Annotated in this window: 34 protein-coding genes; 33 read left to right on the top strand and 1 reads right to left on the bottom strand. The window is 33.4% G+C overall.

The window, feature by feature from the left end; genetic code table 11:
- Positions 1–9: 9 nt before the first annotated feature.
- Positions 10–1,494 (bottom strand): acetyl-CoA carboxylase biotin carboxylase subunit, encoded by a 1,485-nt coding sequence (locus E7Z81_RS09490; protein WP_292746909.1) that lies wholly within the window; start codon positions 1,492–1,494, stop codon positions 10–12.
- Between the two features lie 73 nt (positions 1,495–1,567).
- Between E7Z81_RS09490 and E7Z81_RS09485 the strand changes: the two genes are divergently transcribed.
- The 33 genes from E7Z81_RS09485 to E7Z81_RS09325 all read left to right on the top strand — a co-directional run bounded on the left by E7Z81_RS09485 (position 1,568) and on the right by E7Z81_RS09325 (position 20,286).
- Positions 1,568–2,203, top strand: coding sequence for an METTL5 family protein (locus E7Z81_RS09485; RefSeq protein ID WP_292746906.1), 636 nt, complete (start codon positions 1,568–1,570; stop codon positions 2,201–2,203).
- Positions 2,204–2,440: 237 nt separating this feature from the next.
- Positions 2,441–3,268, top strand: coding sequence for a putative RNA uridine N3 methyltransferase (locus E7Z81_RS09480; protein WP_292746903.1), 828 nt, complete (start codon positions 2,441–2,443; stop codon positions 3,266–3,268).
- 341 nt (positions 3,269–3,609) lie between these two features.
- Entirely contained in the window at positions 3,610–4,620 is a 1,011-nt protein-coding gene (gene rpl3p / locus E7Z81_RS09475) for a 50S ribosomal protein L3 (RefSeq protein WP_292746901.1), read from the top strand.
- Positions 4,621–4,622: 2 nt separating this feature from the next.
- Positions 4,623–5,387: a 50S ribosomal protein L4 gene (rpl4p, locus tag E7Z81_RS09470; RefSeq protein ID WP_292746898.1), complete on the top strand. Its 765-nt coding sequence runs from the start codon at positions 4,623–4,625 to the stop codon at positions 5,385–5,387.
- 21 nt (positions 5,388–5,408) lie between these two features.
- Complete coding sequence (locus E7Z81_RS09465; protein ID WP_292746895.1) at positions 5,409–5,669, top strand: 50S ribosomal protein L23; 261 nt, start codon at positions 5,409–5,411, stop codon at positions 5,667–5,669.
- Positions 5,670–5,681: 12 nt separating this feature from the next.
- Complete coding sequence (locus E7Z81_RS09460; RefSeq protein ID WP_292746892.1) at positions 5,682–6,407, top strand: 50S ribosomal protein L2; 726 nt, start codon at positions 5,682–5,684, stop codon at positions 6,405–6,407.
- Between the two features lie 15 nt (positions 6,408–6,422).
- Positions 6,423–6,833 (top strand): 30S ribosomal protein S19, encoded by a 411-nt coding sequence (gene rpsS / locus E7Z81_RS09455; RefSeq protein WP_292746889.1) that lies wholly within the window; start codon positions 6,423–6,425, stop codon positions 6,831–6,833.
- 12 nt (positions 6,834–6,845) lie between these two features.
- Positions 6,846–7,310, top strand: coding sequence for a 50S ribosomal protein L22 (locus tag E7Z81_RS09450; RefSeq protein WP_292746887.1), 465 nt, complete (start codon positions 6,846–6,848; stop codon positions 7,308–7,310).
- Positions 7,310–8,065: a 30S ribosomal protein S3 gene (locus E7Z81_RS09445; protein WP_292746884.1), complete on the top strand. Its 756-nt coding sequence runs from the start codon at positions 7,310–7,312 to the stop codon at positions 8,063–8,065. Before E7Z81_RS09450 ends, E7Z81_RS09445 begins: the two co-directional genes overlap by 1 nt.
- Positions 8,066–8,101: 36 nt before the next feature.
- Positions 8,102–8,308, top strand: a complete 207-nt coding sequence (gene rpmC, locus E7Z81_RS09440; RefSeq protein ID WP_292746881.1) for a 50S ribosomal protein L29 — start codon at positions 8,102–8,104, stop codon at positions 8,306–8,308.
- On the top strand, positions 8,309–8,647 hold the full coding sequence (yciH, locus tag E7Z81_RS09435; RefSeq protein ID WP_292746878.1) for a stress response translation initiation inhibitor YciH: 339 nt from the start codon (positions 8,309–8,311) through the stop codon (positions 8,645–8,647).
- Positions 8,648–8,730: 83 nt separating this feature from the next.
- Positions 8,731–9,009 (top strand): ribonuclease P protein subunit, encoded by a 279-nt coding sequence (locus tag E7Z81_RS09430; protein WP_292746875.1) that lies wholly within the window; start codon positions 8,731–8,733, stop codon positions 9,007–9,009.
- A gap of 11 nt (positions 9,010–9,020) precedes the next feature.
- Complete coding sequence (locus E7Z81_RS09425) at positions 9,021–9,338, top strand: 30S ribosomal protein S17 (RefSeq protein ID WP_292746872.1); 318 nt, start codon at positions 9,021–9,023, stop codon at positions 9,336–9,338.
- A 6-nt stretch (positions 9,339–9,344) separates the two neighbouring features.
- Positions 9,345–9,743: a 50S ribosomal protein L14 gene (locus E7Z81_RS09420; RefSeq protein WP_292746869.1), complete on the top strand. Its 399-nt coding sequence runs from the start codon at positions 9,345–9,347 to the stop codon at positions 9,741–9,743.
- 9 nt (positions 9,744–9,752) lie between these two features.
- Positions 9,753–10,103: a 50S ribosomal protein L24 gene (gene rplX / locus E7Z81_RS09415; RefSeq protein WP_292746867.1), complete on the top strand. Its 351-nt coding sequence runs from the start codon at positions 9,753–9,755 to the stop codon at positions 10,101–10,103.
- A gap of 1 nt (position 10,104) precedes the next feature.
- Positions 10,105–10,833 (top strand): 30S ribosomal protein S4e, encoded by a 729-nt coding sequence (locus E7Z81_RS09410; RefSeq protein WP_292746865.1) that lies wholly within the window; start codon positions 10,105–10,107, stop codon positions 10,831–10,833.
- On the top strand, positions 10,830–11,342 hold the full coding sequence (locus E7Z81_RS09405; RefSeq protein WP_292746862.1) for a 50S ribosomal protein L5: 513 nt from the start codon (positions 10,830–10,832) through the stop codon (positions 11,340–11,342). Before E7Z81_RS09410 ends, E7Z81_RS09405 begins: the two co-directional genes overlap by 4 nt.
- A gap of 9 nt (positions 11,343–11,351) precedes the next feature.
- Positions 11,352–11,495: a 30S ribosomal protein S14 gene (locus E7Z81_RS09400; RefSeq protein ID WP_069574686.1), complete on the top strand. Its 144-nt coding sequence runs from the start codon at positions 11,352–11,354 to the stop codon at positions 11,493–11,495.
- An 11-nt stretch (positions 11,496–11,506) separates the two neighbouring features.
- A complete protein-coding gene (locus E7Z81_RS09395) occupies positions 11,507–11,899 on the top strand; it encodes a 30S ribosomal protein S8 (protein ID WP_292740329.1) in 393 nt (130 codons plus the stop codon).
- A gap of 8 nt (positions 11,900–11,907) precedes the next feature.
- Positions 11,908–12,444 (top strand): 50S ribosomal protein L6, encoded by a 537-nt coding sequence (locus tag E7Z81_RS09390; RefSeq protein ID WP_292746858.1) that lies wholly within the window; start codon positions 11,908–11,910, stop codon positions 12,442–12,444.
- 14 nt (positions 12,445–12,458) lie between these two features.
- Positions 12,459–12,788 (top strand): 50S ribosomal protein L32e, encoded by a 330-nt coding sequence (locus tag E7Z81_RS09385; protein ID WP_292746855.1) that lies wholly within the window; start codon positions 12,459–12,461, stop codon positions 12,786–12,788.
- Between the two features lie 136 nt (positions 12,789–12,924).
- On the top strand, positions 12,925–13,380 hold the full coding sequence (locus E7Z81_RS09380; protein ID WP_292746852.1) for a 50S ribosomal protein L19e: 456 nt from the start codon (positions 12,925–12,927) through the stop codon (positions 13,378–13,380).
- Positions 13,381–13,382: 2 nt separating this feature from the next.
- The gene (locus E7Z81_RS09375) at positions 13,383–13,964 is read left to right on the top strand and encodes a 50S ribosomal protein L18 (RefSeq protein WP_292746848.1); all 582 of its coding nucleotides are present in this window, start codon (positions 13,383–13,385) and stop codon (positions 13,962–13,964) included.
- A gap of 2 nt (positions 13,965–13,966) precedes the next feature.
- On the top strand, positions 13,967–14,608 hold the full coding sequence (gene rpsE / locus E7Z81_RS09370) for a 30S ribosomal protein S5 (RefSeq protein WP_292746845.1): 642 nt from the start codon (positions 13,967–13,969) through the stop codon (positions 14,606–14,608).
- Between the two features lie 11 nt (positions 14,609–14,619).
- Positions 14,620–15,078, top strand: coding sequence for a 50S ribosomal protein L30 (gene rpmD / locus E7Z81_RS09365; RefSeq protein ID WP_292746842.1), 459 nt, complete (start codon positions 14,620–14,622; stop codon positions 15,076–15,078).
- Positions 15,079–15,093: 15 nt separating this feature from the next.
- Positions 15,094–15,531, top strand: a complete 438-nt coding sequence (locus tag E7Z81_RS09360; protein ID WP_292746839.1) for an uL15m family ribosomal protein — start codon at positions 15,094–15,096, stop codon at positions 15,529–15,531.
- A gap of 33 nt (positions 15,532–15,564) precedes the next feature.
- The gene (secY, locus tag E7Z81_RS09355) at positions 15,565–16,923 is read left to right on the top strand and encodes a preprotein translocase subunit SecY (RefSeq protein ID WP_292746836.1); all 1,359 of its coding nucleotides are present in this window, start codon (positions 15,565–15,567) and stop codon (positions 16,921–16,923) included.
- A gap of 44 nt (positions 16,924–16,967) precedes the next feature.
- Complete coding sequence (locus E7Z81_RS09350) at positions 16,968–17,528, top strand: adenylate kinase (RefSeq protein WP_292746832.1); 561 nt, start codon at positions 16,968–16,970, stop codon at positions 17,526–17,528.
- Positions 17,529–17,539: 11 nt separating this feature from the next.
- A complete protein-coding gene (locus tag E7Z81_RS09345; protein WP_292746828.1) occupies positions 17,540–18,118 on the top strand; it encodes an EMC3/TMCO1 family protein in 579 nt (192 codons plus the stop codon).
- A 122-nt stretch (positions 18,119–18,240) separates the two neighbouring features.
- Positions 18,241–18,507 (top strand): 50S ribosomal protein L34e, encoded by a 267-nt coding sequence (locus tag E7Z81_RS09340; RefSeq protein ID WP_292746777.1) that lies wholly within the window; start codon positions 18,241–18,243, stop codon positions 18,505–18,507.
- A complete protein-coding gene (gene cmk, locus E7Z81_RS09335; RefSeq protein ID WP_292746774.1) occupies positions 18,507–19,028 on the top strand; it encodes a (d)CMP kinase in 522 nt (173 codons plus the stop codon). Before E7Z81_RS09340 ends, cmk begins: the two co-directional genes overlap by 1 nt.
- Complete coding sequence (locus tag E7Z81_RS09330) at positions 19,029–19,250, top strand: 50S ribosomal protein L14e (RefSeq protein WP_292746772.1); 222 nt, start codon at positions 19,029–19,031, stop codon at positions 19,248–19,250.
- Between the two features lie 70 nt (positions 19,251–19,320).
- The gene (locus tag E7Z81_RS09325; protein ID WP_292746769.1) at positions 19,321–20,286 is read left to right on the top strand and encodes an RNA-guided pseudouridylation complex pseudouridine synthase subunit Cbf5; all 966 of its coding nucleotides are present in this window, start codon (positions 19,321–19,323) and stop codon (positions 20,284–20,286) included.
- Positions 20,287–20,444 lie beyond the last annotated feature (158 nt).

Here is a 20,444-nt window from a genome sequence, read left to right as displayed (position 1 = left end):
CTCCAAAATCTATTTTTGCATTTTCTTTGCAGCATTTTGATATGATCCTACGGCCGCTGAAATAGCAGCAATTTTTTTACTAGGCATAAATGTGGATTTTAATCTATTTTCATATTCTGCATCTTCTTCAATAACTTTAACCATTTCCGCATCAATACCTTTTTTATGTAAATCAATGAAATGAGTATTTAAATCTCCAGAAATGAAATTAGGATTTCTTAAAATAGCCTTATGGAATGGGATTGTGGTTTTTACACCTAAAATGATATATTCACTTAATGCCCTTTTCATTCTATTGATTGCGTCATTTCTGTTTCTTCCATATGTGATTAATTTTGAAATCATTGAATCATAAAATGTCGGAATTGAATAATTCATATACACTCCACTGTCTAAACGCACACCAGGTCCACCAGGGGATCTGTAACCTGTAATTTTACCAGGGTTTGGTGCAAAGTCATTAAGAGGGTCTTCCGCATTAATACGGCATTCAATAGCATGTCCGTTTACCTGAATGTCATTTTGTGATAGGGATAATTCTTCACCCGCTGCAATTCTAATCTGTTCTTTAATCAAGTCAGTGTTAGTTACAAGTTCTGTAATTGGGTGTTCTACTTGGATACGTGTGTTCATTTCAAGGAAATAGTAATTTCCATTGTCATATAAGAATTCAACTGTTCCCGCACTCGTATATCCTATATATTCTGCAGCTTTAACAGCACTTCCGCCCATTTGTTCCCTTAACTCTTCAGTCATAATTGGTGAAGGTGCCTCTTCAAGAAGCTTTTGATGTCTTCTTTGAATTGAACATTCCCTGTCTGCAACATGAATCACATTTCCATGTTCATCTGCCAATAGCTGGAATTCTATGTGACGAGGTTTTTCAAGATATTTTTCAATAAAAACAGTTGAGTCACCGAAGTTGGTTGATGCAACTGATTGGGTAGATTCGATAGCACGTACCAGTTCATCTTCTTCGTAAACTGCACGCATACCAATTCCACCACCTCCTGCAGATGCTTTAACGATTACAGGATAACCGATTTGGCGGGCAATTTCTTTTGCTTCTTCAATGTCTGTTACACCTTCAGGTGTTCCTTCAATAACAGGGACTCCCGCTTTTTTCATTAATGCTTTGGATGTAATTTTATCTCCCATTTGATGGATTACATCTCCAGAGGGTCCAATTAGTTTAATTCCATTTTTTTCACATTCTTCTCCAAATTTTGGGTTTTCCGCTAAAAATCCATAACCTGGGTGAATTGCATCAACACCTGCTTCAAGTGCGATACCTAAAATTTTCTCTATATTCAAATAAGATTTTGCCGGTGAAGGATTACCTAAAGGATAACTTTCATCAGCATATTTTGTATATAAAGAGGTTTTATCAGCATCGGAATAAATAGCTACGGTATCAATGTCCAGTTCACGACATGCACGCATAACCCTTATTGCGATTTCTCCTCTATTTGCAATCAATACTTTTTCAAACATATGAAACCTCAAAGTAATTTTTTATTAATAATATAATATTATATATTAGATAATTATTAAATATGTTGATTATATGAAAAAGATTACTCGTAAAAAACATTTGGAAATGAAACTTCAATCTATTCCTCCACATCCTAAACCAAAAGTGGGGCTTGAACAGTATACCACTCCATCTGTTATTGCATCCGATTTAATTTGGAATGCCTATTCATTAGGCGATATCGATAATAATAATGTTCTGGATTTGGGTTGCGGCAGCGGCATATTTGCAATGGGCTGCGCTTTGATGGGCGCAAATTCCGCATGCGGTGTTGACATTGATGAGGATTCAATCAGTATTGCAGTTGAAACATCACAAAAGTTAAAATTGGATAATGTGAATTTCATTTTAAGTGACATTGATGATTTGGAAAATGTTTCAGGAATTGACACGGTCATTCAAAATCCTCCTTTCGGATCTCAGAAAAATGCCGACCAGGGCCAGGATTTAAAGTTTGTAGATAAAGCCTGTCAGTTTAAACCGAATGTTATATATTCTTTTCATATGGCATCCACAGAAGAGTTTTTAATTGATTACTATAATGACCATGATTTGAAAATTACCCATATTTTCAGATATGACTTTCCGATTCCTAAAATTTATGAGTTTCACACTAAAGAAAAACGTAACGTCAATGTTATTGTAATCAGGGCATTGTTAAATTTTTAAATTTTATTTAAATCTGCTTTTTTTAATTTTTTCATTGCAAAAAACAATACCTTTATATAGTGGTTATTACATACTTTATATTAATATATTCTCTGAGTATAAAAAAGTTGGTAGCATAAAAAGAAGCTACGGATATTATAATTGATATAATATTTTGTAAATGTGTAAGTCTATTTAGTGATAGCTATATAAATGTAGGGTAATCTTTATATACTTTAGTTTACATAACTTAAGGTAATGTATAAAGATGAGCTATCTATATTTATTCCAAATTCATTTCTTTCTGAGTCTAAAGACCTTAAAATTCGTACTTATAAAGTGGGAATTTTAGGAAGAGCTTTGGCTATTTTTCAAGCAGATAATGTGGTTATTTATAATGATGATCATGTTAAAAATGAAGATGGAGCACATGATGGAGATTTTATTGCTGAAATTCTGAATTATATGAATACTCCTCAATACTTGAGGAAAAAAGCGTTTCCTATAAGACCAGAATTGAAGCATGTTGGAATTCTTCCACCGTTAAGGACTCCTCATCATCCTGTTAATAATCAACCAGACGTGGGCGATTATAGACAAGGTTTCACTGTTAAAAGAAATAAGAAAGGAACTTATGTTGATATAGGTATGGATAAACTTGCATTCTGTAAAGAGCAACTTACTGTTAAAAGAATTTTTGACTTTAAGATAACTAAGATTGCTAAGAAAGAAGTAATAGTCACACCTGATAAACCAGATGACGTTTACTGGGGGTATAATGTAATATCCTCTAATAAGAGTCTTAAAAATAGCTTAAAATTAATTAAACCGGATCTTGTTGTTGAAACAACAAGGTATGGAGATTATATTGATTCTATTTTTGATGAATTAAAACATAAAGTAGATGAATGTAAAAGTATTGCTATTTTATTTGGTGGCCCTTATTCTTCAATCGAGGAAGATGTTTCTCATCCGAATTGGGATTTATTTAAGGTAAATACAATTCCAGATCAGGGAACTGAAACCGTAAGGACTGAAGAGGCAGTTGTCGCTACACTTTCTTTATTTAACTTTATGAGATTTTAATTCTCTTTGATTTATTAGTCATATCACGCTAATAGATAACTTGCTCAACTTTTTATACATTAATGTTTTTAGGGCTCTCCTAAAAATTTACTTAGCGCAGAATGATTTATACATTAGATATATTCTTTATTGTGCTTCAATTAATAAAAACTCAATGGAATATATTGAAATTTAATATTTATCTAGTTGTAATTGTTTTTACAGCTATTTATTATTTAGATGAGATTGTACATTGTATGATTCTTATCAACTTGTAAAATAGCTTTATTTAAGCTATTAAACTTTAAAAAATTAAAATAATTTAAAAATAAGGAAAAATATTAATTAGGAGGTTAAAATAAATGGTTAGACACCACCAGCCAAGAAAAGGGTCAGTTGCTTTTAGTCCAAGAAAAAGAGCAGCAAAAGAAACCCCTAGAGTAAAATCTTGGCCGCAAATGGACGAACCAAAATTACTAGGCCTCGCAGGTTATAAAGTCGGTATGACTCACGCTTTAGTCACTGATACTGATAAAAACTCTCCAACCCAAGGTATGGAAGTTTTCACTCCAGTAACCGTATTGGAAGTACCTCCGGTCGTAGTAATGGGAATTAGAGCTTATGAAAAAACTTCTCGTGGTTTGAAAGTAATCACCGAAGTACTTGCAGACAATTTAGATCAAGAACTTTCAAGGAAAATTTCTCTTCCTAAAGAATACAATAAATCTGAAGCTATTGCAAAAATACAAGGTGAATTAGAAAACACAGAAGACATTAGGGTATTAATACACACAAATCCAAAAGTAACTAGTGTACCTAAGAAAAAACCAGATATATTTGAATGTGGTATTGGAGGTGCAAATCCTGAAGAAAAATTAAATACTGCATTAGAATTATTAGGTAACGAAGTAAAAGCTAGTGAAATCTTCAATGAAGGAGAATTTGTTGATGCTATTGCAACTACAAAAGGAAAAGGATTCCAAGGTGTAGTCAAAAGATGGGGAATTAGAATTCAATATGGTAAAGCTGTGAGAGCAGGTAAAGGAAGACACGTTGGTTCTATTGGTCCTTGGACACCTAGAAGAACTATGTGGACTGTTGCACAAGCAGGTCAAATGGGTTACCATAAAAGAACTGAATTCAATAAAAGGATTTTAAAAATCGCATCAGCAGATGAAGTTGATCAAATCAACCCAGATGGCGGATTTGTAAAATACGGTCTCGTTAAAAATGACTATGTTTTAGTAAAAGGTTCCCTCCCAGGTCCTTCTAAAAGATTAGTTATCTTAAGACAACCTATCAGACCTAATAATAAAGCTGAGGATATACCTCAAATTAACTATATAAGTACAAAATCTAAACAAGGGGTATAATCATGAAAGTTAACGTTTATTCTATTAATGGGGAAGTAAAAGAAGAAATTGAACTTCCAGCTATTTTTGATGAAGTATACAGACCAGATTTAATCAAAAGAGCTGTACTTTCTGCACAATCTGCTAGAGTACAACCATGGGGTAATGACCCAATGGCAGGTAAAAGAACTTCCGCTAAAGGATGGGGTTCAGGTAGAGGTACCGCAAGAGTACCAAGGATTAAAAATGGTTCTAAAGCAGCTTTCGTACCAATGGCTATTGGCGGTAGACAAGCACATCCTACTAGAGCTGAAAAAAATCATCATGAAAAAATCAATGTAAAAGAAAGAAGATTTGCAATCAGATCTGCTGTAGCAGCAACTACCAACAAAGAAATTGTTGAAAACAGAGGTCACATTGTAGATGATTTAGAACAAGTTCCTATTATTGTTGAAGATGAATTCGAAGCAGTAAAAACTGCAAAACAAACTCGTGAAATTTTCGAAAATTTAGGAGTTTACGATGACATCATTCGTGCAAAAGAAGGTAAAAGAATCAGAGCTGGTAGAGGAAAAACAAGAGGAAGAAAATACAAAAAAGTAAAAGGACCTCTCGTTGTTGTCGGTGAAGATAATGGTATTTCCTTAGGTGCAAGAAACCACGCTGGTGTAGATGTAGTGGTTGTTGAAAACTTAAATGCTGAATTATTAGCACCAGGAACTCACCCAGGAAGACTCACAGTTTACACAAAATCAGCTGTTGAAAAGTTAGGAGGTTTATTCCAATAATTTGGAAAATAGGTGATTATTATGGATTCATACTCAATTATTATTAAACCTCATGTTACTGAAAAAACCATGAACTTAATCGATATGAACAATGAAATTACTTTTGTTGTAAACCGTAAAGCTAACAAAAGCCAAATCAAAAAAGCTTTTGAAGAATTATACGAAGAAAAAGTAGCAAAAGTTAATACTCATATCACTACCAAAGGGGTTAAAGTAGCATACATCAAACTCGTTGAAGAAGAAATGGCAGAAGAACTTGCTGTCAGAATAGGAGTATTCTAAGGAGGAATTTGAATGGGAAAACGATTAATACATCAAAGAAGAGGTAGAGGAACTCCTGCTCACCGTGTTGCTTCTCATCGTTTCAAAGATAAAATCAGATACAGATCTTACGATGCATTAGAAAAAGAAGGCAGTATCAAAGGTAAAGTTATTGATATTGTACACGACCCAGCAAGAACCGCTCCTATTGCAGAAGTTAAATTCGAAAATGGTGAAAAGAAATATATATTAGCACCTGAAAGCATTCAAATTGATGATGAAATTGAATGTGGTATCTCTGCTCCTATTAAATTTGGAAATACATTACCACTTGCTGAAATTCCTGAAGGTACTCCAATCTATGATATTGAAAACACTCCTGGAGATGGAGGTCGTTTTGTAAGATCTTCCGGAACTTACGCTAATGTTGTTACTCATGATGCTAACCAAACTGTTGTTGAATTACCATCTGGGGAATTAAAATACTTAAATCCTAACTGCCGTGCTAGTATTGGTGTAGTAGCTGGTGGAGGAAGAAAAGATAAACCATTCCTTAAAGCAGGTAAAAAATGGCATGCTTACAAAGCTAAAGGTAAGAAATTCATGACTGTAAGAGGAGTAGCTATGAACGCTGTAGATCACCCTCACGGGGGAGGTAACAGACAACATCCTGGTCGTCCAACTACTGTTTCAAGACATGCACCACCAGGAAGAAAAGTTGGTTCAATTGCAGCTAAGAGAACAGGTTTAAAAAGATAGATAGAGGGTGTTTCATTGGCAAGAAAAATATTTAAATATAAAGGTTATACTCTTGAAGAATTGCAAGACATGTCTTTAGAGGAAGTAATGGAATTATTACCTGCAAGACAAAGAAGGTCTTTAAAAAGAGGATTCTTACCAAGACAACAAATTGTTTTGGATAAAATGAGAAAATTAAATAAAGAAGGAACTAAAGATGGTCGTCCTGTTGTAATTAGGACCCATTGTAGAGACATGATTGTTATACCAGAAATGGTTGGAACCACTTTCGGTATTTATGATGGTCAAAATTTTGTAGAAGTCACTATTGAACCAGAAATGATTGGTCATTACTTCGGTGAATATGCACCAACCAGAAAAAGAGTTCAACACGGAGACCCAGGTATGGGTGCTACTAGATCATCCATGTTTGTACCACTTAAATAAGGAGATTAGAACATGGCTAACAAATATGCTTATAATAATGATGTTGATGAAGCAAAAACCGCACGTGCTATGGCAAAATCTCTTAAGATTTCTCCAAAACACAGTGTTGAAATTTGCAGAGCAATAAGAGGAATGGAAGTAGTTAAAGCTAAAGCTTACTTAGAAGATGTTATCGGAATGAAAAAATCAGTTCCTTTCAAAAGACACAACAAAAAAGTTGGTCACAGAAAAGGTCAAGAAGGATGGCCTAGTGGAAGATACCCTGTAAAAGCTGCTGAACAAATCTTAAAAGTTTTAGAAAATGCAGAAGCTAACGCAGAGTACAAAGGTTTAGACACTGAAAAATTATTCATTGAACATATCTCAAGTCACAAAGGTGTTGTTATACCTGGATACATACCAAGAGCATTTGGTAGAATGACTCCATTCAACACTCCGACTACTCATATTCAAATTGTATTACAGGAGGCTAACTAATGATAGAAAAAGATTTCGTTTCAGAAGGCCTTAGAAGAACTAGAATTGATGAATACTTAGAAAAAGAACTTGAAAGAGCCGGATACGGTGGTATGGAAGTTCAAATTACACCTTTAGGTACCATGGTTATTGTTTACGCAGAAAGACCGGGTATGGTAATTGGTAGAGGTGGAAAAAACGTAAGGACTATTACCAACACTCTTAAAACTGAATTCGGATTAGATAATCCTCAAATTGAAGTTAAAGAAGTTGAAGTTCCTGAACTCAACCCAAAAATCATGGCTTACAAAATTTCTAACATGTTACAAAGAGGTATGCACTTCAGAAGAGTTGCTTACTCCACTATTCGTAGAATTATGGGAGCAGGAGCTCAAGGTGTAGAAGTAACTATTTCTGGTAAAATCAGAGGTTCTAGATCTGCTGTAGCAAAATTCGTAGAAGGATACATTAAAAAATGTGGTGAACCTTCAATCAGATTTGTTGAAGAAGGATTCGCTACTGCTGAATTAAAACCTGGTGTTTTAGGTATCTATGTTAGAATTATGCCTCCGGAAACTGTATTACCTGATTCTGTAGAAATCCTTCCTCCAAAAGTAATCATCGAAGAAGATGGTGAAGTAATAGAAGAAGAAATTGATGTTGAAACTGAAGAAATCATCGAAGAAGAAATCATTGAGGAAGTTGAAGATCTCGAAGAATTAGAAGAAGTTGTTGAAGAAGAATCTACTGAAGAAGTAGAAGAAGATGATAGTTAGATACATAAATTTAATTATCTGAAAAGAGTTGGAACAATGGCGATTTTAAGAAGTAAAGAAATTTGGGACATGGAAGTTGATGAGATTCAAGAAAAATTAGTTGAACTCAGAACTGAATTATCCAAAAATGTTTCTAAAAGTGCAGCTGCCGGGGTTGTTGAAAATCCTGGAAAAATTAGAGAATTAAAAAGAACAATTGCTCGTGTTCTTACAATATTGAATGAAAAACAGAAGGAGAATTAAATGTCAAAAATCTGTGATGTATGTGGGCTTCCTGAAGAACTTTGTGTTTGTGAAGAAATTGCACGTGAAGTTCAAACTCTAAAAGTTTTTACAGTTAGAAGAAGATTCGGAAAACTCATGACTATTATCGAAGGTATAGATGAACACGATATCGATATTAAAGAACTCACAAAAACTCTTAAAGCAAAATGTGCATGTGGAGGAACTGCTAAAAACGGACAAATCGAACTTCAAGGTGACCATAAGGTCAGAGTTAAAGAAGTTTTGTCTGAATTAGGTTTCTCATCAGATACTATCGAAATTCGTGAATCTAAAAAGAATAATAAAAAAAGGAGATAATTCATCTATTCGATAAAATTTCAATAAAATTTTGTAATTTTTCTGCATGATTTATTGTAAATGTTATGTTAAGAGATGGGATTATGATTACTTCAAATAACTTGGTTCATCATGAGTTCATTGGTTTGAAAGTTCATGCGACAAGTTTGAAGAATAAATCTCTTAATTTAAACGGAACTATCATTGATGAGACAAAAAATATCATTAAAATAGAAGATGAGAATAATTGCGAAAAAATTATTCCAAAAAGGGGTTCAATTTTCTTGTTTGAACTTCCTAACGGGGAAAAAATAGAAATTAATGGTAATATCTTGTCTATTCGTCCTGAAGATAGAATTAAAAAAAGATTTAAAAAAATTTAAATGGTGATAATATGGTTGGGCTTAATGTTCAAGAACCAGAAACTACATGTGATGATCCTAACTGCCCTTTCCACGGTACTTTACCTGTAAGAGGTCAAGTCCTTGAAGGTGTTGTTGTAAGTAACAAAGCAGAAAGGACCATTAGTGTTGAACGTAGTTATTATAAATTCATTAAAAAATATGAAAGATACGAAAAAAGAAAATCTAAAATCAATGTTCACAAACCAGATTGTTTAGATGTGAATGTTGGTGATTCTGTAAAAGTTGCAGAATGCAGACCATTAAGTAAAACTAAACATTTTGTTTTAGTAGAAGTTAAAGGAGAGTAATTAATTATGAAACCATTAACCTCAAGTGTATCTAAAGCATTACCAATTGGAGCAACCCTCCAATGTGTTGATAATACCGGTGCACGTGAAATCGAAATTATTTCCGTAAAAGGATTTAAAGGTGTAAGAAGAAGACTCGACGTTGCTGGTGTTGGAGATTTAGTTGTTGCTTCTGTTAAAAAAGGAACTGCAGATATGAGAAGAGAAGTTGTAAATGCAGTTGTAATTAGACAAAAAAAGGAATATAGGCGTGCTGATGGTCTTCGTGTTAAATTTGAAGATAATGCAGCTGTTATTATTACTCCTGAAGGAATTTTAAAAGGATCTGAAATTAGGGGTCCTGTTGCTAAAGAAGCAGCTGACAGATGGCCTAGTGTTGGTAGTGCAGCAAGTATTTTAGTATAAGGTGAAAAAATGTCAAAACAACCAAGAAAACAAAGAAAAGCTCTTTATAATGCTCCTGCTCACGCACGTGGAAAACATTTAAGTGCTTCTTTAAGTAAAGATTTAAGGGAAAAAGTCGGAAAAAGATCTTTACCTTTAAGAACAGGAGATAAAGTTAGAGTTCTCCGTGGAGATTTCGCCGGACAGGAAGGTGAAGTCCTTACTGTGGATTACGGTTCCTACAAAGTAACTATTGAAGAAGTTACATTATCCAAACCTGACGGAACTGCTACATTTCTCCCTGTAGATCCATCTAACTTAGTAATTATTGATGCAGATTTAAGTGATGATAAAAGATTAAAAAATAAAGGAGATAATTAATATGGCTAAAATGGGATCTAGAAAACATCTTAAAAGATATAAAGCACCAAAATCTTGGCCTATTCATCCTAAAGAAGATACCTGGACTGTAAAACCTTCCGCAGGTTCTCATTCCATTAATAGTTCTGTTCCATTAACATTAATTATCAGAGATGTTTTAAAATTAGCAGACAATTCTAGAGAAGCTAAAAGGATCATTAACTCTGGTAATATTTTAGTTGATGGAAGAATTGTTAAAGATTACAAATTCCCAGTAGGTTTCATGGACATCATTGAAATTCCAAAAACTGGTGAATCTTACAGAGTTCTTTTAGATAGAAAAGGCAGATTACAATTAGATTTAATTGATGAGAATAGTGCTAAATTATCAAAAATTGTTAACAAATCTACTATCAAAGGTGGAAAAACTCAATTAAACCTTCATGATGGTAAAAATGTTATTATTGATGAAGATGCATACTCTGTTGGAGATGTAATTTCATTAAAAGTACCTGAACAAGAAATTGAAGAAGTTTACGCTTTAGAAGAAGGAGCTACTGTTCTTGTTACTGGTGGTAAACACACTGGTGAATTAGGTACTGTAACTGAAATAATTGAAAATAAATCTTCTAACCCAAATACTATTATTATTGAAAATAGTTCTAAAGATGAATTTTTAACTTTAAAAGATTATGCGTTTGTTGTTGGTGGCGATGCTCCAGCAATCTCTTTATTGGAGGTTAATAAATGAACCCAATGAACGAAGTACGTGTCGAAAAAGCTACAGTAAGTATTGGTGTTGGTGAAGCAGGTGAAAAATTATCCCGTGCTATCACTCTTTTAGAACAAATGTTTGACCAAACTCCTGTCAAAACTTTTTCTAAAGTAACTAACCCTGAATGGGGAATTAGGAAAAAACAACCAATCGCATGTAAATTAACTTTACGTGGAGAAAAAGCTGATAAAGCTATTGACATGGTATTAGAAGGTATTAGTAGAAATATTAAACCTACTCAATTTGATGCACAAGGAAACCTTTCTTTCGGTATCAGAGAACACATTGATATTCCAGGTATGAGATATAACCCAGATATCGGTATCTTTGGTATGAACGTTTCTGTTACTTTTGAAAAACCAGGTTACAGAATTGCTAAAAGAAAAATTAGACAAAAGAAAGTTCCTCAAAAACATAGAATCTCTAAAGAAGAAACTATGAAATTTATGGAAGAAAACTTCAAAGTTAATTATGTAACTGAATAAGGTGATATTTTGCCAAGAAAATACGGAAAAGCTGCAAAAAAATGTAGTCGTTGTGGAGACCACTCTGCTATGATTAGTAGATATGGATTAAATTTATGCAGACAATGTTTTAGGGAAATTGCTCCTAAAATTGGATTTAAAAAATATAATTAGAGGTATTAAATATGAGTCTTATGGATCCTCTTGCTGATGCTTTAACTAACATTAGAAATAACGAATTACAAGTAAACGATTCCTGTGTTATTTCTCCTGCTTCCAAATTAATTGGACAAGTTTTAAGCACAATGCAAAAAGAGAATTATATTGGTAATTTTGAATATATTGATGACAACAGGGCAGGTAAATTCACTGTTGAATTATTAGGTAACATTAACAAATGTGGTGTTATCAAACCTCGTCACGCTGTTAAAAAAGATGAATTCGAGAAATTTGAAAAAAGATATTTGCCAGCAAAAAACTTTGGTATTTTAATCGTCACTACTCCTGAAGGAATTATGACTCACAATGAGGCTAAAGAAAGAGGAATTGGCGGACGTTTGTTGGCTTACATGTATTAGGTGATAAAATGGTAGTAGCTGCAGCTATAAGGGAAGAAATTGAAATCCCTGAAGGCGTTGAAGTTATAATTGAAAATAATGAGGTTTCTGTTAAAGGACCTAATGGAGAAAACTCCAGAAAATTTACTTATCCTAATGTAAATATTAGTGAAGAAGATGACAAAGTAGTTTTAACTACTTCATTTCCTAAAAAGAAAGATAAAGCAATGATTGGAACCACTAGAGCACACATTAACAATATGATTACTGGTGTAACTGATGGTTTCGAATATCATATGAAAATTGTATACGCTCACTTTCCAATGAACGTAAAAGTTCAAAAGGACAATGTTGTAATTGATAACTTCCTCGGGGAAAGACACCCAAGAACTGCTAAAATAGTAGGTGATGCTAAAGTAGCAGTTAAAGGTGATGAGGTAACAATTACAGGTATTAATAAGGAACATGTTGGTCAAACAATGGCTAACTTAGAACAAGCAACTAAAATTAAAGGAAGAGATCCTAGAGTATTCCAAGACGGAATATACTTAACTAGCAAAGAATAGATTTGGTGATTTAAATGGCTAATAAAAGATTTAAAAGACAAGAATATGCTCGTTATAAAAAACTTGGAATCAAATGGAGACGCCCTAGAGGTAAAACCAGTAAAATGAGAAGATACGAAGCAGGCAAACCTGATATGCCAGCTATTGGTTACAGAACCCCTAGAGCTATAAGGGACTTACACCCTTCAGGGTACAACGATGTTCTTGTTCACAATTTACAAGAATTAGAAGACTTAGACCCAGCAACCGATGCTGCAAGAATAAGCGCTTCTATTGGTAAAAGGAAAAAAGATTTGATGTTACAAAAAGCATCAGAACTCGGAATTAAAGTTTTAAATAAATAAATTATTCATATTTATAAGTTAAGTCAATTCCGGGGTTTAATTTGAATTGATTTGACTTTTTAAATTAAATTTAATAAAAAAGGGAATTTAGATATTGTCTAAATTTATCAGCTATGCTGAATGGAGGATTATATACATGAATCTTACAACTCAAAGAAGATTAGCTGCTAGTATACTCAAAGTAGGGCTTAATCGTGTATGGATTGATCCAGAAAGATTAGAAGAAGTATCCATGGCGATTACTAGAGAAGGAGTAAAGCAGTTAATAAATGATGGAGCTATTAAAGCAAAACCTCAAAAAGGTATTAGTAGCTACAGATCTAAAAAAATCAAAGAACAAAAAGCAAAAGGTAAAAGAAAAGGTAGAGGTAGTATTAAAGGGGCTCAAAAAGCACGTACACCTAAGAAAAAAGCATGGATGACTACTATCAGAGCTTTAAGAAAAGATCTTAAAGAAATGCGTGAAGAAGAAGTAATTGATGCTACTACCTATCGTAAATTATACAAGATGGCTAAGGGTGGCGCATTCAGAAGTAAATCTTACATGAGAAACTACGCCCGTGACCATGATTTAATTAAAGGAGATGACTAAACATGGCACAAGGAACTAACTATAAAGTTGCATTCAGAAGAAGAAGAGAAGGTAAAACTGATTACGGTGCTAGATTAAAATTAGTCGACTATGAAAAATCTCGTTTAGTTGTTAGAGTATCAAACGCTCATGCAACTGTTCAAGTTATTGATTACGCTCCTGAAGGAGATATCACTGTTGCTTCTGCAGTAAGTAAACAATTATCTGGTTTCGGATACAAAGGACACTCCGGAAACATTTCCGCATTCTACTTAACCGGATACCTCTGTGCTAAAAGAGCTTTAGCTAAAGGTGTTGAATATGCAATTTTAGATATTGGTTTAAAATCTCCAATTAAAGGATCTAAAATATTCGCTGCATTAAAAGGTGCTGTAGATGCTGGTTTAGAAGTACCTCACGGTGATTTCATTTTCCCTGAAGATGAACGTATCAGAGGAGAACACGTAGCAAATTATGCTGAATCATTAAACGCTGAAGAAGTTGCTGCAAAATTCTCAAAATATTTAGAAAGAGGTCTCAATCCAACTGATTTACCTGAAAACTTTGATGAAACTTTAAAAAATATTGATGAGGCAGAGGTATAACTATGAGTTTTAATATTGATGAATGGGAACCTAAAACTAAAATGGGAAGATTAGTTAAAGATGGAACCATTACAGATATCGATGAAATTTTTGAAAAAGGTCTTCCAATCATGGAATTAGAAATAGTTGATGCCTTAATTCCAGATTTAGAAGAAGAAGTAATGGATGTTAACTTAGTTCAAAGGATGCACAAATCTGGTAGAAAAGTTAATTTCAGAGTAATTGTTGCTGTAGGTAACAAAGACGGATATGTAGGATTAGGTCAAGGTAAAGCTAAAGAAGTTGGTCCTGCTATCAGAAAAGCTGTTGACAACGCTAAATACAACATTATTAAAGTAAGAAGAGGTTGTGGAGATTGGGGTTGTGTATGTGGAAGAGAACACACAGTTCCATTCAAAGTACAAGGTAAAACCAGTAGTGTAAGTGTTACCTTAATGCCAGCTCCTGCAGGTGTAGGTTTAGTAGTTGGTGACGTTGGTAAAACAATCTTAAAACTTGCTGGTATCCATGATGTATGGTCTCAAACTTTCGGACAAACCCAAACTACTGTTAACTTTGCTAATGCAGTATTTGATGCTTTAAAAGAATTAAGTAATGTTAAAGCTAGTCAAGAAGACCTTAAAAAGATGGGAGTTAACTACTAATTGGTGATTATATGTTTTTAGTTATTAGAGTTAGAGGAACTACTGGTGTCATAAAAAATATTGCTGACACTTTAGACATGTTAAGACTTAACAGAATCAGCCATGCAGTTTTAGTTGAAGAAAATCCTAGTTTTGAAGGTATGCTTCAAAAAGCTAAGGATTACATCACCTGGGGTGAAGTCGATGAAGAACTTTTAGCAGCTATGATTGCAAAAAGAGGTAGACTTCCAGGTAATGTTAAAGTTACTGAGGAATATGTTGCAGAAAATACTGATTACAACGATATTCAAGAATTAGCAAAAGCTTTAATTAATTCTGATGTCAAATTAGCTGATGTAGGTATTAAACCTGTATTCCGTTTACACCCTCCTAGAAAAGGATACGAAGACATTCGTTTATCTGTAAATGAAGGTGGATCCTTAGGTTACAGGGGAGAAGAAATTAACAATCTCGCAAAAAGAATGCTTTAGATTCAGGTGGATATTATGATTAGAACAAAACGTAAAATTAACAAACAAAGAGGTTCTAGATCCAACGGTGGAGGCTGTACTAAAAAACGTAGAGGTGCAGGTAACAAAGGTGGTAAAGGTAAAGCAGGTATGGGTAAACAACACTGGACCTGGACTGTTATCCACGACCCTGACCACTTTGGTAAACATGGATTCAAAAGACCTCAAAAAATGATTAAAAAAGTTAATGCGGTTAATTTAAGTTATTTAGAAGAACAAGCTGACAATTTAATTGCAAGTGGAAAAGCTTCTAAAGAAGGAGATGCAATTGTCATTGATGTGACTGAATTAGGTTATGATAAAGTTTTAGCTAAAGGAACTATTACTAAAGCTTTCAAAATCTCTGCACCTCAATTTTCCGCTGGTGCAATCGAAAAAATTGAAGAATTAGGAGGCGAAGCTATAGAATTATAGCTTCCATCATCTATTTAATTATCGGAGAAGAAAATGTCATCACTAGAAGTATTAGAGCCAATATTTAAAGTTGTTCCTGAAGTTAAATCTCCAGTTCACAGAGAAGACTTCAATGAAAAACTTAAATGGACTGCTCTAGTTTTAGTATTATATTACTTTTTAACACAGATTCCATTATACGGATTAGCTCCTGGAGCTATAGATCAATTTGCTCAATTAAGAGCAGTTATGGCGGGAAGTTTCGGTTCAATTCTTACTTTAGGAATTGGTCCTATTGTTACTGCTTCAATTGTACTTCAATTGTTAGTAGGTTCTAATCTTTTGGATTTAGATTTATCTTCTCATAAAGATAAGTCTCATTTTCAAGCTACTCAAAAAGTTTTATCAATTGTGTTCACTCTTTTTGAAGCTTCTGTTTTAGTTTTAACTGGTAATTTAGTACCTATTGATGGTTCTTATACTGCACTTTTAATTCTACAATTAGTAGTTGGTGCATTAGTTATTATTTATCTTGATGAAGTTGTTTCTAAATGGGGATTCGGTAGTGGAATTGGTTTATTCATTGCAGCTGGTGTATGTCAAGCTATTGTTGTAGGTACATTCAGTATTCTAAATGGTGCTGATGGTTTACTTGCTGGTATTATTCCAAAATTCATCCAATTAGCTACCACTGGAGTATATGACTTCTCTATTTTAATACCATTAATTGCTACTATTATTGTATTCTTAGTAGTTCTTTATGGTGAATCTATGAGAGTTGAAATTCCTATTTCTCACGGTAGTGTAAGAGGTCATGGTAGAATCAGAGGTTCTGTTGGTAAATATCCATTAAAATTCGTTTACTCCAGTAACATGCCAGTTATTTTAACAAGTGCATTACTTGTAAACGTAACTTTATTTGCAAATGTTTTCCAAAAAATTGGTGTTCCTATTTTAGGACATATTCAAAATGGTAAACCTGTTGATGGTATCGCTTGGTTATTATCAACCCCTAGTTTACAGATGTTTATAACTGAACCGATTCACGTTTTAATCTATGCAATCTTTTTCATTGCATTTTGTATGTTATTCTCCTACCTATGGGTAGAAATCAGTGGATTAAATGCTAAAAAGATTTCAGAACAACTTTATAATTCAGGTATCCAAATACCTGGTTTTAGAAGTAGTAAACGTCAATTATATAAAATTTTGAAAAAATATATTCCTGCACTTACCATTATCAGTGGTATTTATGTAGGTCTTATTGCTTTCCTTGCAGATTTAACTGGTGCTTTAGGTGGAGGTACCGGTGTATTGCTTACTGTAGGTATTATTCATAAACTTTATGAAGAAATGGCAGAGGAACAACTTATGTCCTCAAATCCACTTCTTAGAAAATTCTTAGGAGATTAAATCTCCTAATTTTTTATCTTTTTAAAAAAAGGTGAGGGATTAAATTGAAATTAGTAGTATTAACAGGTATTCCAGGTTCTGGAAGTACAACTTTACTTGGTAGGGCACTTGAAAAAGTTGATTATGTACATTTAAACTATGGCGACATAATGACTGAAATTGCTATTAAAGACGGTCTCGTAGAAGATAGAGATTCTTTAAGGAAATTACCGGCTGAAACACAAAAAGATATTCAAGCTAAGGCAGCTAAAGAAATCAAAGCAAGATCTGAAAATGATAATGTTATTGTAGATACTCATTGTACTATTAATACTCCTGCTGGATTCCTTCCGGGTCTTCCAATATGGGTTTTAGAACAGTTACAACCAGATCTTTTTATTTTGATTGAAGCAAATCCTGATGAAATTATCTACAGAAGATTAAATGACGATACTCGTGAACGTGATTTACAAAAAGCAAGTGAAATTCAATTACATCAAGAAATGAACAGGGCAACTTCAATGGCATATGCTACTTTGACTGGTGCTACAGTTAAAATTTTAAGAAATCCTGATAATCATTTAGATGTTTCAGTTTCTAAATTAGTAGATGTATTAAATTTATAGGAGCAATATAAATGGTTGGTATACAAGATGCAGTATTCGGAGCTTTGAATGCGGTTTTTAATCCGATTCTTTCTATTGATCCGAATCCTACAAACCCTGCTTTAACAGTTTTAATCATTGCATTTATAGTATCACTAATTACTACAATTGCAAATAAGTACTTAGTAGACCAAGATGAATTAAACGAACAACAAGCTAAAATGAACGAGTTTCGAAGTAAATTAAGAGAAGCTCAGAAAAAAGGAGATGGAAAAGAAATTGCTAAACTTCAAGCCCAACAGGCTGAAATGATGGGTGATCAAACTGCAATGATGACAAATCAGTTTAAACCAATGATTGTTACTTTCGTACCAATTATTTTGATTTTCTTTTGGATGAGATCATCTGCAATTCATAATTTAGTTGTAATCTTACCAAGTACTGTATACTGGGTTACTTTAACTCCTTTATGGCATGCTATCGGTAGTGTTGTGTATGGAGGTAAAGCTACAATTCCATATGGTATCGGTTGGTTATTATGGTATATGATTTGTACTTTTGGAATGAGTCAGATATTAAGAAAATTCTTAGGATTTAAACAAGGGTTCTAAATCAACCATTAAACTATACATTTATTAATGATGAAAAAAATATATTATAATATTCTATTTTAAGAATACGCTATTACACATTATTAAATATTTTTTTAAAAATTAAATTTATAGGTGATTAAATGCCTGCAAATAGGTTTAGATCAAGATCATATAAAAGAGTTCATAAAAACACTCCTGGTGGAGAAAATGTTTTAAGATATAAAAAGAAAAAACCATCTAAGCATGTATGTGCTGAATGTGGTAAAGTGTTACATGGAGTTCCTCGTGGACGCCCATATGAAATTGGAAAATTATCAAAAACAGCTAAAAGACCTAACCGTCCTTTCGGTGGGTACTTATGCTCAAGTTGTGCTCGTAAACATTTCAAAAACGAGGCTAGAAAATAATGATTATTACTCTAGGTGGATTAGCTGGAACAGGAACTACAACTACTGCTGAACTGCTCAGCGAAAAGTTGGATATTCCTTATATTTCTGCAGGTTTTGTATTTAGGGAAATGGCTGCAGAAAGAGGTATGAGTGTTCTTGAATTTAGTGAATTTGCTGAAGGTAATGATGATATTGATAAAGAGATAGACAGAAGGCAAGCTCAAAAAGCTAAGGAAGCAGAAAATTTAATAATTGAAGGCAGGTTATCTGCGTATTTTGTAGATAATGCGGATTTAAGACTTTGGTTAGTAACTCCATTTGATGTTCGATCTAAACGGATAGCTGAAAGAGAAGAAAAAACTGTGGATGTAGCTAAAAACGAGATTATAATTCGTGAAAAGAGTGAAGCCTTAAGATACATGGAAATTCATAATATTGACATTTCAAATATGGATATCTATGATTTAATTATAAATACTGGTACATTCAATCCTGAAGAAGTATCAGAAATCATTATTCAAACATTAAAGGTGATATAAATGGCATCAATCGAAGTAGGTAGAGTATGTGTAAAAATCGCAGGTAGAGAAGCAGGCGAAAAATGCGCAATTGTTGAAATTATCGATGAAAACTATGTTGAAGTTGTTGGTGAAGCAGTTAAAAACAGAAGATGTAACATTGCTCACTTAGAACCAACTGAAGATTCTATCGATGTTTCTGGTGACATTGACTCTATTAAAGCAGCTTTAGCTGACTTATAAATATTAAATGAATAATTAACATTATTCATAACTTTTTTTTATTTACTATTTTTTTTAAGGGTATATTTTCATGAAATTCAATATGGTTACAAAATCTGAAAGTTTTACTTCTTCTGAATTTGGTTGCAAACCTGAAGACAGGCCTATAATGGAATACATTTCTAAAGGTGTAATCAACTTGGATAAACCATCCGGTCCGACTTCTCATGAGATAGACTCTTGGATTAAAAGAATTTTACCTCTGGAAAAATCAGGGCATGGCGGAACATTAGATCCGAAAGTTACAGGAATTTTGCCTGTGGGTTTGGATGATGCAACTCGTGCAATACAACTATTATTAACCGCTCCAAAGGAATATGTTTGTCTTTTAACTTTCCATCAGGATGTTTCTGAAGAAAAAATTCGTGAAGTATTTGCTGAGTTTACAGGTAAAATTTTCCAGTTGCCTCCAGTCAAATCTGCCGTAAAACGTGAACTTAGAACACGTAATATTTATTATTCCACTATTTATGAAATTGAAGGCAGGGATGTACTTTTCAGAATTGGATGTGAAGCAGGAACCTATGTGAGAACTTATTGCCACAATATCGGTGAGGCATTGGGTGTTGGGGCTCATATGGCGGAGCTTAGAAGAACACAGGTTGGTTCATTCAATGAAAAAAATAACTTAGTTACATTGCAGGATGTTACTGATGCATATCATTTCTATCTTGAAGATGGTGATGAATCATTCCTACGTCAGGCTATTATGCCAATGGAAAGGGCAGCTGATTATTTGCCAAAAATTGTTATAAAAGATTCTGCAGTTGATGCTGTATGTCATGGTGCAGACCTTGCATGCGGAGGAATCGTGTCACTAGCGGACAATATTCAAAAAAATGATATTGTAGCTATTGAAACTCTTAAAGGAGAACTTGTTGCTGCAGGTAATTCATTTTTAAATTCAAATGAAATTTTAGATGCTGACTCAGGTTTTGCAGTTAATGTGTCTAAAGTTTTCATGAAACCAGATACCTATCCGAGATTCTGGAAATAATTTTATTGAATTCTTTTTTATTTTTTTTAATTATTCATCAATCTTTTGAGTGTTAATAAGTTATATCATTCTTATTTATTGAAGGCTCTTTCAAAAACTTAAGTGATTCGGATTAAAAAATTTTTGAGGAGCAAGATTTTTTTCTTTTCTAATTTTTC

The organism is Methanobrevibacter sp. (assembly GCF_015062935.1).
GTDB lineage: Archaea > Methanobacteriota > Methanobacteria > Methanobacteriales > Methanobacteriaceae > Methanocatella.
This window is presented reverse-complemented; position numbering and strand designations above follow the sequence as displayed.

What these genes read in the sequence shown, in the direction of transcription:
- E7Z81_RS09490 (WP_292746909.1), bottom strand. Translation starts at nt 1,494, where the DNA reads ATGTTTGAAAAAGTATTGATTGCAAATAGAGGAGAAATCGCAATAAGG.
- E7Z81_RS09485 (WP_292746906.1), top strand. Translation starts at nt 1,568, where the DNA reads ATGAAAAAGATTACTCGTAAAAAACATTTGGAAATGAAACTTCAATCT.
- E7Z81_RS09480 (WP_292746903.1), top strand. Translation starts at nt 2,441, where the DNA reads ATGTATAAAGATGAGCTATCTATATTTATTCCAAATTCATTTCTTTCT.
- rpl3p (WP_292746901.1), top strand. Translation starts at nt 3,610, where the DNA reads ATGGTTAGACACCACCAGCCAAGAAAAGGGTCAGTTGCTTTTAGTCCA.
- rpl4p (WP_292746898.1), top strand. Translation starts at nt 4,623, where the DNA reads ATGAAAGTTAACGTTTATTCTATTAATGGGGAAGTAAAAGAAGAAATT.
- E7Z81_RS09465 (WP_292746895.1), top strand. Translation starts at nt 5,409, where the DNA reads ATGGATTCATACTCAATTATTATTAAACCTCATGTTACTGAAAAAACC.
- E7Z81_RS09460 (WP_292746892.1), top strand. Translation starts at nt 5,682, where the DNA reads ATGGGAAAACGATTAATACATCAAAGAAGAGGTAGAGGAACTCCTGCT.
- E7Z81_RS09450 (WP_292746887.1), top strand. Translation starts at nt 6,846, where the DNA reads ATGGCTAACAAATATGCTTATAATAATGATGTTGATGAAGCAAAAACC.
- E7Z81_RS09445 (WP_292746884.1), top strand. Translation starts at nt 7,310, where the DNA reads ATGATAGAAAAAGATTTCGTTTCAGAAGGCCTTAGAAGAACTAGAATT.
- rpmC (WP_292746881.1), top strand. Translation starts at nt 8,102, where the DNA reads ATGGCGATTTTAAGAAGTAAAGAAATTTGGGACATGGAAGTTGATGAG.
- yciH (WP_292746878.1), top strand. Translation starts at nt 8,309, where the DNA reads ATGTCAAAAATCTGTGATGTATGTGGGCTTCCTGAAGAACTTTGTGTT.
- E7Z81_RS09430 (WP_292746875.1), top strand. Translation starts at nt 8,731, where the DNA reads ATGATTACTTCAAATAACTTGGTTCATCATGAGTTCATTGGTTTGAAA.
- E7Z81_RS09425 (WP_292746872.1), top strand. Translation starts at nt 9,021, where the DNA reads ATGGTTGGGCTTAATGTTCAAGAACCAGAAACTACATGTGATGATCCT.
- E7Z81_RS09420 (WP_292746869.1), top strand. Translation starts at nt 9,345, where the DNA reads ATGAAACCATTAACCTCAAGTGTATCTAAAGCATTACCAATTGGAGCA.
- rplX (WP_292746867.1), top strand. Translation starts at nt 9,753, where the DNA reads ATGTCAAAACAACCAAGAAAACAAAGAAAAGCTCTTTATAATGCTCCT.
- E7Z81_RS09410 (WP_292746865.1), top strand. Translation starts at nt 10,105, where the DNA reads ATGGCTAAAATGGGATCTAGAAAACATCTTAAAAGATATAAAGCACCA.
- E7Z81_RS09405 (WP_292746862.1), top strand. Translation starts at nt 10,830, where the DNA reads ATGAACCCAATGAACGAAGTACGTGTCGAAAAAGCTACAGTAAGTATT.
- E7Z81_RS09395 (WP_292740329.1), top strand. Translation starts at nt 11,507, where the DNA reads ATGAGTCTTATGGATCCTCTTGCTGATGCTTTAACTAACATTAGAAAT.
- E7Z81_RS09390 (WP_292746858.1), top strand. Translation starts at nt 11,908, where the DNA reads ATGGTAGTAGCTGCAGCTATAAGGGAAGAAATTGAAATCCCTGAAGGC.
- E7Z81_RS09385 (WP_292746855.1), top strand. Translation starts at nt 12,459, where the DNA reads ATGGCTAATAAAAGATTTAAAAGACAAGAATATGCTCGTTATAAAAAA.
- E7Z81_RS09380 (WP_292746852.1), top strand. Translation starts at nt 12,925, where the DNA reads ATGAATCTTACAACTCAAAGAAGATTAGCTGCTAGTATACTCAAAGTA.
- E7Z81_RS09375 (WP_292746848.1), top strand. Translation starts at nt 13,383, where the DNA reads ATGGCACAAGGAACTAACTATAAAGTTGCATTCAGAAGAAGAAGAGAA.
- rpsE (WP_292746845.1), top strand. Translation starts at nt 13,967, where the DNA reads ATGAGTTTTAATATTGATGAATGGGAACCTAAAACTAAAATGGGAAGA.
- rpmD (WP_292746842.1), top strand. Translation starts at nt 14,620, where the DNA reads ATGTTTTTAGTTATTAGAGTTAGAGGAACTACTGGTGTCATAAAAAAT.
- E7Z81_RS09360 (WP_292746839.1), top strand. Translation starts at nt 15,094, where the DNA reads ATGATTAGAACAAAACGTAAAATTAACAAACAAAGAGGTTCTAGATCC.
- secY (WP_292746836.1), top strand. Translation starts at nt 15,565, where the DNA reads ATGTCATCACTAGAAGTATTAGAGCCAATATTTAAAGTTGTTCCTGAA.
- E7Z81_RS09345 (WP_292746828.1), top strand. Translation starts at nt 17,540, where the DNA reads ATGGTTGGTATACAAGATGCAGTATTCGGAGCTTTGAATGCGGTTTTT.
- E7Z81_RS09340 (WP_292746777.1), top strand. Translation starts at nt 18,241, where the DNA reads ATGCCTGCAAATAGGTTTAGATCAAGATCATATAAAAGAGTTCATAAA.
- cmk (WP_292746774.1), top strand. Translation starts at nt 18,507, where the DNA reads ATGATTATTACTCTAGGTGGATTAGCTGGAACAGGAACTACAACTACT.
- E7Z81_RS09330 (WP_292746772.1), top strand. Translation starts at nt 19,029, where the DNA reads ATGGCATCAATCGAAGTAGGTAGAGTATGTGTAAAAATCGCAGGTAGA.
- E7Z81_RS09325 (WP_292746769.1), top strand. Translation starts at nt 19,321, where the DNA reads ATGAAATTCAATATGGTTACAAAATCTGAAAGTTTTACTTCTTCTGAA.